The sequence below is a fragment of the Borreliella bissettiae DN127 genome, from assembly GCF_000222305.1.
Taxonomy (GTDB): Bacteria; Spirochaetota; Spirochaetia; order Borreliales; family Borreliaceae; genus Borreliella; species Borreliella carolinensis.
The window spans coordinates 1-10,209 of record NC_015911.1 but is presented as its reverse complement, the minus strand read 5'-3'; the positions used below and the strand labels follow the sequence as shown (position 1 = coordinate 10,209).

Genomic DNA, 10,209 nt, shown 5'->3' with positions numbered 1-10,209 from the left:
TGATTTTAATTTTAAATTGGGCTACACTAAAACCAGTGTAGTGAAATATTACCATATATCAACTACCTTGTTTTCAGTTTGCAAAAACATCAGAATGGGAACCTAACTAAGTTCTTTAGCAAGAGAATTTGGGTAAGTTCCCAAATTTTTTGTAAAAAACTTGTAAAAAAATATTTTTTGCTATAAAATTATATTTATTGAAAACAAGGAGTAAATTATGAACAATATTTCAAAAAATAATCCACAAGAAATTAATCAAGCAGACACCCAACAAAATTTTACTGGTTTTGAAGATTTTATAGAACTTGATGATCAAGTTAGTCAGACTAAAGAAAAAAGCAAATTAAGCAAGATAGGCAAGAAATTGCCAAAAATAAGCAGTCAAGAATGCTTTAGATTTAATCGAAATATTGATTTTAGTGTGCAAAGAAACAAACTTGATAAATACGGTGCTAGTGAAGTAGGCAATATTCTAACTGGTGGTGCAGGGCTAAAAGATTTAATGATGAACAGAGTGCTTAAATATTTTGGAATAAGTATGCCTTATGAAGAGAATTTATATATGCTCAAGGGCAAGGAGTTAGAGAATTTAGGATTTAGAGAATTTATTAAAGCTCAAGGTGATAATATTAATATTTTATATAAAAACAAATATGCTAACGGTGTTGATAAGTATAATTATTTCAAAAAAATGGGTAGTGCAGAAAGTTTAGTTGGCTCAACAATTGATGGATGGTTTATTAATAATACTGGTGATTTAGAGCTTTTAGAGATTAAAAATAGTGACTCTCATTATATGAGTAGTGCTATTGATGAGTATAATAAAAATGGCAATTTTTTAAGTAGCAAGTATTTTTTCAAATACTATGTGCAGGCACAAATGCAGCTAGCGTGTACTGGGCTTGAGTATTGTAATTTGTTCTTTTTAATAGGTAATAAACCTATTAATTGTAGAATTAAAAGAAAAAATCTTTTAATAGCAAAAGTATTAGAATTTGTTAATAAATGTGAATTAGAAATTCTTAAATTAAGAAATAAAATTTTTAAAAATGAGGCGGTCAATTTATTAATATCTCATAATGGCAATAATGATACTTTTATAAATCTTGTCCAAGATCTAGTAGAAAAAAGCGATTTTTATAAAAATGGTATTGAGTTTGACTGGGTAAATGAATTTGTAGAATATGTTGATTGCGTAGACCTTGAAATTAAAACGGATCAAGCCGCTATAAATCTTGAGTGTTCTATTTTTGAGATTGAGAATTTAAAATTAGAGTTGAATAAAATTCAAAATGAAAACAAAAAAAAAGAAAATCCTATAAAAGAACTGCTCAAAATAAAAATTAATGAGATTATGCATAAATATCCACTAATTAATAATGTAAATTATAAATTTAGAGAATTTATATTCAATTATGACCCGAATAAAAGGGCTATATCAGATAGATTTAAGGGGCTTTTACCAATAAGTGGTAAAGTATTCTTTCTTAGTAATACAGCGTTTTCAAATAGTGCCAGTGTCCCTATTGACTAGGGACACTGAAAAAAAATTGTTAAAAAAGAAGATAAATGAATGTAAAGGATTATACAACAAAAATAAAGATATTCACTATTTAAGCTTAACTGGTTAAGTTATAAGTCAATGCTGCTTTTTATGCACTCATAAGCTTGAATTTTACTTGCATGAGATAGTCCATAAATATTATCAATTTCATATGTTGAAGAATATTTCATAAGTTCTTTAATTTGAAAAGAATTATAACCATTAGATTTTAAATTGAAAATAAACAAATTCCTACATAAATGAAGTGATTTATTTGTTTTAAAACCCCATTTTCTAAGTAATTTTTTGAATTTTTTAGCAATATGGTCAATGCTAATTCTATTATCTTTAAATCTAAGTTTGGTTTTTTGAAAAAAATAAGTTCGACTAGTATTGAGATTTTTTTCTTTAAAATAATTTTCGTGCACTTTCTGAATAGCATTAAATTCTTTTTCGGTTATAACAAATTCTCTACTACAAGTAGTAAATTTTTTTTTTGCCACATTTACTTTTATGTTGTATAAAGTTTTTCCGGTTTTGCTTAAAAAAGTTGAAATATCTTGCATTTTTACTTTTTGCAGTTCGGCCCCCCTACACCCACTTATTACCAGTAGGTGTACAAACCATCCAGATATAGGGTCAATGTGTTTTAAGGTTTTGACACATTTTATAATTAAGTGATTAATTTTTGGATTTAAGTACAACTTAACAGGGGTTTTAGAATTTTCTTGTTTATTTTCGGTTGATTTTTTTATTTTATTTTTTAAGGTTTTATTTTCTTTTACTACTTTATGATAATCCTTAACTACTTCAAGCACTATTTCTGCAATTTCTTTTTTAAAATTTAAAATATCATCAATTTTCATTAAATTAGCTCCACTTTTAAATCAAACAAAATTAAATATCAAAATAAAATAATATTAATTTATATTAAATCTATTCCATAGTTTGTATTATACTAAAAGATTTACTAAAAAATTTGGGATTATTTGTTTATTGTAATAATTTTCGTTATGAAATAAAGGAAAAATCAATGCAAAAGATAAACATGGTTAAATTATTTTTTATATTAATATTCCCATTATTTGTAATATCTTGTGAACTATTTTTAATAGGAAAACCAATAGAAAAAAAAAGAATAAATTGGCTTATTATGAGTGTCTCAGGCCTTAACGATGAGGCCGATGAAGTTGTATTTAAAAATTGTAGAGAAAAAATAAGCTTATTAAAAGAAGACTTAAAATATGCAAGTAATGCTAAAGAATTCGAAGAAAAATTTTTAAATTTACAAAAACTTTTTCAAGAAAAACTAACATCCAAACTAAACGCCTTAAAAGCAGTAAGAGTAGATATCCAAAGATTTAATGCAAACAATAATGATGATTTAGAAAAGAACAAACTCAGAATACGCTCAATAGCTCTATCAGCCGGAGTAAATACTAACCCTATTGCACTCCATGCTATTAACATAAAAGAACTATCTGAAGACGTAGTAGCACATATAGACAGCATAATAAAATATCTTGAAGAAGATGAAATAAAGAACAATAAATATTTGGTCTTAAAAGATAAAATATTTATTACTACACCCTTAATATAGCTATCTAACTTTAATTGTATGCAAAATTTGAGCTAGAGCACTAGAGCAATTTAGTAAGTAAAAATGCAAATTTGAAGTGAACACAAAAACGTTACATAGACTTTATGCCAAAAACCCCAAAACCTTAAGATTAAGGGGGTTTTGTATATATTTATATATTTTTGATTTAATTTTTATAACACTGGAGAGTAACTACAATGAAAATGCAAATATTTATTTGGTTTTTACTTACAATTTTTTGGAGTCTATTGATTAATCTTTATTCTTATATAAAGAATAGTCCATAGATTTTAAGTGCCGTTAAAAATAAGGATTATAACCACTTAAGCATAAAGCGAACAAGACTAGTTATTTATTAGTCTTGTTTGTTTTATGTAGTAATATGGCAAGTAAAAAAGCAAAAATTGATATAAATAAAAATAAATAACTTATTTTAGGGTTTTTGCCTAAGTACAAACTATAAAGTCCTAAGTAGCCAAAAAATAAACAAAATAAAAATGATATTAAGCTATAATAGAGTTTTTTATTTTGTTTATTTTTAGCCCCACAGGCGACACAAGTTTCGTCATAATTTCTAATTAATCTATTGCAAGAATTACACCGTATGTCATAATTAAAATATTTAGTCACAATAAATCCCCCCTTTATAAATAATACTCATTATAAAAAGACTTTATTAAGTTTGCTACTCTAAAATAGTTTAAAGATTTTGTTTTTATTTAGTGGTTTTTGTTAATTTTTATTACTATTTTTTTATTTAAAACAAATAAATATATGATGTTTACAAAAACTATTTTTTCTAAGTTGTTAACTTTAAGTTAAAAAAAATAGTAAAAATTACAAGTCAAATTTTACCAAAAACTAATACGTTTAGAGCAGCTATTAGTGCTCTCATTAAAAGCAAAATGGGGGCTTAGGAGTATCTAAAATAGAGATAAGTGGTAGATTCAAGGGTATCGGACGTGATATGTAATATACTCAGACTATTTTATATAAAAAACTACGAAATTCGTACCATATGACACCTATTAGCCATTTTAAATAGATTAATTCCTATAATGGAGAACTTCCCAAAATTTCATTTTTATTACATTTGCAGTTTGTTAATATGTAACAGCAAAATGTAACAAATTAGATATTTAAATCTTTGAAAATTTAAATTTGGATTGTTGCAAAAATATATAAACTATTTCTTGAATTTTTTTCACGTTTCACTTTAACTAATATATCTTGAAATTAGTTGTTTTACAATTAGATAATTTTGCTTTATTTTTACTTTTGGAGAGGCCCTATGCAAAATAAAATTTTCATTTTTTGTATTCTTATTATGCTTTTAATTTCTTGTAGACAGTGTTATGAACGTCAAGAAATAATAATTCATACTTTAGAAAATTAATGCTAGTAACTTAGACAAAATTTTAAGGATTTTTCTTATGGCAGATAATAACAAATTAAATCCTAAAAAAATTAGTGACAAAAATCTTTTACAAAAGAATTTTTTTTATAATGCAGAAAATGTAAAAAAAGAAATATTTACTATAAGAGAAAATGTTGCAAAAGAATTTTCTCTCTTAGATAAAAAAATTTTTGATTTAGAGTCTAGAATATCTGATTTAGACTCTAAAATATTTGATTTAGAAGAAGACATTAAATTTATGAAAAAAGAATTTAATAAAAATAAAGGGTTTTTGATACGAAAATTTAATACATTTTGCATAAGAATTATTTTATTCTTATTACTGATAACACCCTTTATTATCTCAATAGTCTTGAGTATTCTTATTTGGTTAATTGCTAAGTTTATAAAATAGAAATTATCAAAAATCTTAACCAACAGTGCTTAATTTCTAAACACCAAATAAGACTATTCGTAAGACTGTTCGTTAATCTTGTTCTAATTCTTATTAGCATAGCTAATATGTGTATAATAAAGCCTAGGAGAGGATATGAGAAAAGCATTATTATTATTATTTTTTTTTATATTAAGTTTTAGTTTAAATGCCTTTTGGAGTGAAGAAAATATAGCGGAAAATTATGCAAAAGCTAAAAAATCATTTTCAGAAAAAGATTTTAATTTAATTAAGAATAGACTAGATAATTACAGTTTTGAAAATGAGTTTGATAAAAGCAAATTTTTATCAGAGCGTGTTCCAGAAATTAGGGGGGAGTTAAGAAAAATCAAAATTAAGGAAAATAGTGTGTTGCTAGACACTCTTGATATTGTGGGCTATCTGATAAAAAATAAATTTATAACGTTTGTTTTGGGGGTCCCGTTTGGTGCGGGGGCTATAAATAGTCTCATAGAGGGCTATCCAAAGGCAATTTTTGATTATTTAATACAATTAGACTCGGATAAAATTGATTACGCCGAAAAATATGGAGATGAGGCTAGAGATAATTTTAGAAAATCTTATAAGAAAGATAAAATAACTGCAGTTAAACAAATATTAAAACAAATTTTGGCTGATTTGCCTAAAGATTAAGTTTTAAAATAGCTTAAAAAGAAATAATTTAATACCCTTATGAGAGGTATAGATAGCATTATATAAAGCAAGTAGAAAAGCCAAAATATCTTAATAATTGATTAATATTTTCCCCCTTTAAGGGGGATTTACTTGTATTATCACACTGCAAATATATAATCAAATTGCCTTTCTTTTTTTAACATGCAAAAGAATTTTAATACACTTGTTTCATAAACGTCGTTATTATCATGCATAAAGTTTTCAAACTTATTTAGTTCATCTAAACTATTAGTTTTCTTGAAATATTCTAAAAGAATATTTGCCCAATATTGTATGCTTTTAAACCCAGGATTATCATCAAAAATCTCATCTAAATCCGCCTCATTTTCAAAACATAATGCCCTAATAAGAGCGTTTATATTATTTTTTTCTTCTTCGTTATTTACCCAGTTTTTTATGTTAAATAAGGCACTTCTAAAAAGCTCATAGCAATAATACTTGCCCATTTTCAACTTTTTATCAAAACTTTTTATTTGATTTTGTTTTTGTTCTTGCTTTTGATTAACACGAACTTGTTTGCTAGGCATAGAATTTTCATTTTCGTGGTTATTGTAAATAGGAGCTGCATCAGTATCAAATTCACTTTTTATGTCAAGATACGCAACTAAAGCATACCTTTTAAAATAAGTAATAGCTGCACCAACAAGTTGTGGCATTGTATTTAAATTTTTAGACCCATTTTCACCGTTCCATTGTAATTTATCTGTATGAATTAGTGTATCAAGCGACTCTTTGTATCCAGTACTTTTACTGTAAAATGTAGTCCTAACAACAGGAACTTCACCATTTTTACCATACACAAAAGTTGGGAATTGCCAAAAACCAAGCTTTAAATTGTGCTTTTTTATAACATTTTGAATTACTTCTACTATGACATTGAAATCCTGATACTTATATCCGTACCCTTTAAGACTTTTGTCAATACGTGGCAAGTTCATTCTTAAAGTATCCATATCATTTAAAAAATCTATTTCTGCTTGATTAATTTCTTGTGGATTATTTTTTGAAATATTGTTCATAATTTACTCCTTGTTTTCAATAAATATAATTTTATAGCAAAAATAGTTTTTGCCAACTTCTTTACAAAAAATTTTACAAAAAAAGTTTAGGGCTTTACTAAATTCTATTTTAAAAGAACTTAGAAAAGCCCTAATTTAAACGATGATCTAATATTCAGTAGTAAATAATGAAAAATTATTTTCCACAAAACTATGTTTAGTTTAATTCAACTCTAAATTAAAATCAATTAGTATTATTACACTGCGGTCTACAAAAATATAAAGCTTTTATAAAATCTTGTTTTAAAAGAACTTATAAAAACCTAATCTCTAAATTATTTACAAAATTCTAAAACTATATTTTTCGTTCTTCATATTTCTTAAAAAGTTTTTTAAGAAAATCTTTTTGATTTTCAAGAAGTTCTTCCAAAATAAACGCTGTAAATTTAGCATTTTTTTTATAAAAATCATAGCTTTCTTGCTTTTTAAGTTGAAACCTTAAGGGTTTTATTGGATTTTGCTTAGATTTTTTAACCTTTTCTGAATTGCTATTTCTTAAAAAGATTATAGTTTCCTTAATGCCATTTTCTAATAAGAATGGCTCCTCTATAACGCCATTTTCTATAGCTAATGCTATTCTTAAATAGCAATAAGTTTGAGTTTTAGCCAACTTATAATCTTTTATAAAAGCGTCAAAATTTTTATATCCATCTAATTTATAATATTTATTATCTTTAATTTCTTTTAAAATCTTCATATTTTCTATCTTAGAGTAAATACCCTGTTGTAAATTAGACTTTAAATGTGTTTTTAACATATTATAATGTTCTATTATTTCATCTTTATTATTTAAATTCTTTTTTATTTCTTCTTTTACTATTATTCTATCGCTTATCTCTATTCCTAAACTCATAATTAAAATCCCCCTTGTATTTTTAATATAAAATCACTACTTTTTTATCCTTATTTACAAGAAATTAGTTCGCCCGGCGCACTAATTTTATGCTTTTGCATTAAAATTATTCAAAATATTAATATACTCCTTTATATAATCTCTATCTAAATCAAAATCATCATTTTTAGCAATTCTTCTATTTAAATCTTCTCGTTCTGATATAATACCCAAAAACCTTGATTTTTTTTGCAATATTCCCAGTAAATCTTTATGGGTTTTATTTTTTTTAAATTTTGTTGCAAATAAAAATACTTTCAAGTTTAACTTTAATTTATTTATAAAAAACTCTAGTAGTTGCAAACTTTCAATAGCCCACTTTTCTGCTGTCACTGGGACTATAATATGTCCACTAATAACTAAAGCATTGGATAATGTAGAGTCTAAATGGGGATTTGTATCAATTATAATATAATCATAATTGAATTTTAAATATTTAAAGCTGTCCTTTAATCTATGTGTTTTATAAGGTAAAATCTCTTCACTAAAAGTATGTAAACTTAAATAGCTTGGCAATAAATCAAGCCCATTATTAACGTTGATGATTGAATCATTTATTAAATAATTTGATTTTAAAACTTTATATATATTCTTCTCAAGTAAATCAAATTTATTCTCTATTATTTTTTTATTAAAATAACTAGTAGTAGATGCTTGAGTGTCCATGTCTATTAAAAGCACCTTATATTTTTGAGACAATAATATTGAAAATATAATTGCACTTGTACTTTTACCAACACCACCCTTGATATTGGCTATTGTTATTATTTTAGATTTTTTAATATCCATTTAATAATTAGCCCTTCACCAGAATATTTTTTATTGTAGAATTCGTATACATGTTTTTCTAAATCTATCAATCTATCAACAAGTGCTTTATTATAGGGTGTATCTATCTTTTCTTTTTTTATTAACCGCCTCATACCCTTTAAATAACAAAAAACACTGCCGGTTTTAAATCTAAACTCTATGTAATATGTTTTTGAAAATGAATATACTTTTTTAACTCCATCTATTGTATATCTTACAAAAACATTTTTTATAGGTTTTCTATAACCATAAAAAATTCCTAAAAACTTATCCCCCTTTTTTTTAATCGAATATAATCGAATTTCTTGAATTTCTGATTGATCATATAATTCTCTAAATGATATACGACATTCATTTTTTTTAGTATCAATTCCCCATTTATGAATATCAGTTACTACTTTCATATGATGCATGGTTTTATTATTTTCTTTTTCTTTTTTTAAAACCGGATTTTTTATTTTCTTAACTATTTTTTTATCTATTTGCTCAATTTTCATTGAATTTTCCATATTTAATCCTTATATAGCCTTTCTATCTAATTCTTTTAAACTCAGCATACTTTTTTGATTTTCTATTAGTTCTAATAATTCGCAATAATATGTACCAAATACTTTATTGTATTCTATTTTCTTTTGGTTATTTAAATATTTTTTGATAATAGGTTTTAGAATTTCAATATTTATTTCTTTTTTTAGTTGTTCAATAAGGATATTGAAAATATTTGCCTTTAAATTTTGATAATCTTTTTGGAGATTTTCTTTTTTTATTTGAATTGATTTTTCTAATTTACGTTTTATGTAACTTAAATCGCTATACTTATGATTTTCAATAATAAAATGCGGCTTATTTTTGTAGTTTTCATATATTTTTTTAAATTCTGTTTCCAATTGTTCAGAATTGTATCCATTTTTTTCTAATTGTTTTTGAGTATTACCTAAAATTTCTTTTAATTTGTTTTGCTTTTCTTTTAAGTGAGATTTATTAAAATGTATATTTTTATTTTTTAGTAATTTAATTTCAGTTCTTTTTATGATTTTTAGCATTTTGATTATAGTATCTTTATCAATATCTAAATCTAATAAAATTGAAAGAATTTCTTTACATAAAAAGTTACATTTATTGAAATACTTTATTATTTGATATTTTTCTATTTCATTAATCTTTTTTTCTTCTTTTTTATTATTATTTTTATTATTTATACACTCCTTTAAATCTACACTCCCATTTTTAGTAAACTTGTCTTTAAGGCCCCTTGCAGTTCTATTTTGAAATCTTAAATCTTTTTTTTCTTGAAAGTATTTATTGATTTTTTGGTAACACTCTTTTTTAGAAAAATTCAGTTGATAGTATATTTCAGTACCAAAATTCACTCCTAAATGTTTATGATAATTAGTTGTGACTTTAAATTCTTTTTCTAGTTTGTAAAGATAATTTTGAAGTGTTTTTAGTTTAACGGGAGGTTGGCCATTTCGTTTTAGATTTTCATTAAAAAAATAGAATATGTTTTTTTGTGTGTATTTCTTATATGTTTTATTTATGTACGCTAGTGTTGAGACAAGAACTACTAATTTATACTTTAATTTATTGTAGCAAGTTGTAATTCTTTTGTTGGTTGAAATATTTGCCATGTTATACTCCTTGTTTTCAACTTATAATTAACGTTTAATATTATAATGCAATTTTTATTTTAAAAAGTAAATACTTTTTAAAAATTCATGAACTTTTAATTATTTACTTCATTAATAAAACACCCTTTTTATTATTTAATAAATAATTAAAAT

At 24.4% G+C, this 10,209-nt stretch carries 11 protein-coding genes; 5 read left to right on the top strand and 6 right to left on the bottom strand.

All coding sequences use genetic code 11. The annotated features are described in order from the left end of the window. Window positions 1-217: 217 nt before the first annotated feature. On the top strand, window positions 218-1,534 hold the full coding sequence (locus tag BBIDN127_RS06115) for a DUF244 domain-containing protein (RefSeq protein ID WP_014017770.1): 1,317 nt from the start codon (window positions 218-220) through the stop codon (window positions 1,532-1,534). Between the two features lie 98 nt (window positions 1,535-1,632). Here the strand turns inward: BBIDN127_RS06115 and BBIDN127_RS06110 are convergent, their stop codons facing one another. Next, window positions 1,633-2,409, bottom strand: coding sequence for a tyrosine-type recombinase/integrase (locus BBIDN127_RS06110; protein ID WP_014017768.1), 777 nt, complete (start codon window positions 2,407-2,409; stop codon window positions 1,633-1,635). 167 nt (window positions 2,410-2,576) lie between these two features. Here BBIDN127_RS06110 and revA point away from each other — a divergent pair, with 167 nt between their 5' ends. The 4 genes from revA to eppA all read left to right on the top strand — a co-directional run bounded on the left by revA (window position 2,577) and on the right by eppA (window position 5,626). Beyond that, window positions 2,577-3,143, top strand: a complete 567-nt coding sequence (gene revA / locus BBIDN127_RS06105) for a fibronectin-binding protein RevA (RefSeq protein ID WP_014017767.1) — start codon at window positions 2,577-2,579, stop codon at window positions 3,141-3,143. A 76-nt stretch (window positions 3,144-3,219) separates the two neighbouring features. Further along, window positions 3,220-3,399, top strand: a complete 180-nt coding sequence (locus BBIDN127_RS06100) for a hypothetical protein (RefSeq protein ID WP_014017766.1) — start codon at window positions 3,220-3,222, stop codon at window positions 3,397-3,399. Window positions 3,400-4,576: 1,177 nt separating this feature from the next. Beyond that, window positions 4,577-4,954, top strand: coding sequence for a hypothetical protein (locus BBIDN127_RS06090; RefSeq protein WP_014017765.1), 378 nt, complete (start codon window positions 4,577-4,579; stop codon window positions 4,952-4,954). Between the two features lie 135 nt (window positions 4,955-5,089). Continuing rightward, complete coding sequence (gene eppA / locus BBIDN127_RS06085; RefSeq protein ID WP_014017764.1) at window positions 5,090-5,626, top strand: exported protein A EppA; 537 nt, start codon at window positions 5,090-5,092, stop codon at window positions 5,624-5,626. Window positions 5,627-5,766: 140 nt separating this feature from the next. On the opposite strand, the gene BBIDN127_RS06080 is transcribed toward eppA, so the two are convergent. The 5 genes from BBIDN127_RS06080 to BBIDN127_RS06060 all read right to left on the bottom strand — a co-directional run bounded on the left by BBIDN127_RS06080 (window position 5,767) and on the right by BBIDN127_RS06060 (window position 10,056). Beyond that, window positions 5,767-6,687 (bottom strand): ERF family protein, encoded by a 921-nt coding sequence (locus BBIDN127_RS06080; RefSeq protein ID WP_014017763.1) that lies wholly within the window; start codon window positions 6,685-6,687, stop codon window positions 5,767-5,769. Window positions 6,688-7,021: 334 nt separating this feature from the next. Beyond that, a complete protein-coding gene (locus BBIDN127_RS06075; protein WP_014017762.1) occupies window positions 7,022-7,579 on the bottom strand; it encodes a chromosome replication/partitioning protein in 558 nt (185 codons plus the stop codon). Between the two features lie 87 nt (window positions 7,580-7,666). Continuing rightward, entirely contained in the window at window positions 7,667-8,407 is a 741-nt protein-coding gene (locus tag BBIDN127_RS06070) for a ParA family protein (protein WP_014017761.1), read from the bottom strand. Then, window positions 8,383-8,937, bottom strand: coding sequence for a DUF226 domain-containing protein (locus BBIDN127_RS06065; RefSeq protein WP_014017760.1), 555 nt, complete (start codon window positions 8,935-8,937; stop codon window positions 8,383-8,385). Before BBIDN127_RS06065 ends, BBIDN127_RS06070 begins: the two co-directional genes overlap by 25 nt. A 9-nt stretch (window positions 8,938-8,946) precedes the next feature. Beyond that, a complete protein-coding gene (locus BBIDN127_RS06060) occupies window positions 8,947-10,056 on the bottom strand; it encodes a plasmid maintenance protein (protein WP_014017759.1) in 1,110 nt (369 codons plus the stop codon). Window positions 10,057-10,209 lie beyond the last annotated feature (153 nt).

Excerpts from the sequence above, each read along its gene's own strand:
- eppA (WP_014017764.1), top strand. The coding sequence starts at position 5,090 with ATGAGAAAAGCATTATTATTATTATTTTTTTTTATATTAAGTTTTAGT.
- BBIDN127_RS06075 (WP_014017762.1), bottom strand. The coding sequence starts at position 7,579 with ATGAGTTTAGGAATAGAGATAAGCGATAGAATAATAGTAAAAGAAGAA.
- BBIDN127_RS06060 (WP_014017759.1), bottom strand. The coding sequence starts at position 10,056 with ATGGCAAATATTTCAACCAACAAAAGAATTACAACTTGCTACAATAAA.
- BBIDN127_RS06070 (WP_014017761.1), bottom strand. The coding sequence starts at position 8,407 with ATGGATATTAAAAAATCTAAAATAATAACAATAGCCAATATCAAGGGT.
- BBIDN127_RS06080 (WP_014017763.1), bottom strand. The coding sequence starts at position 6,687 with ATGAACAATATTTCAAAAAATAATCCACAAGAAATTAATCAAGCAGAA.
- BBIDN127_RS06090 (WP_014017765.1), top strand. The coding sequence starts at position 4,577 with ATGGCAGATAATAACAAATTAAATCCTAAAAAAATTAGTGACAAAAAT.
- BBIDN127_RS06065 (WP_014017760.1), bottom strand. The coding sequence starts at position 8,937 with ATGGAAAATTCAATGAAAATTGAGCAAATAGATAAAAAAATAGTTAAG.
- revA (WP_014017767.1), top strand. The coding sequence starts at position 2,577 with ATGCAAAAGATAAACATGGTTAAATTATTTTTTATATTAATATTCCCA.
- BBIDN127_RS06110 (WP_014017768.1), bottom strand. The coding sequence starts at position 2,409 with ATGAAAATTGATGATATTTTAAATTTTAAAAAAGAAATTGCAGAAATA.
- BBIDN127_RS06115 (WP_014017770.1), top strand. The coding sequence starts at position 218 with ATGAACAATATTTCAAAAAATAATCCACAAGAAATTAATCAAGCAGAC.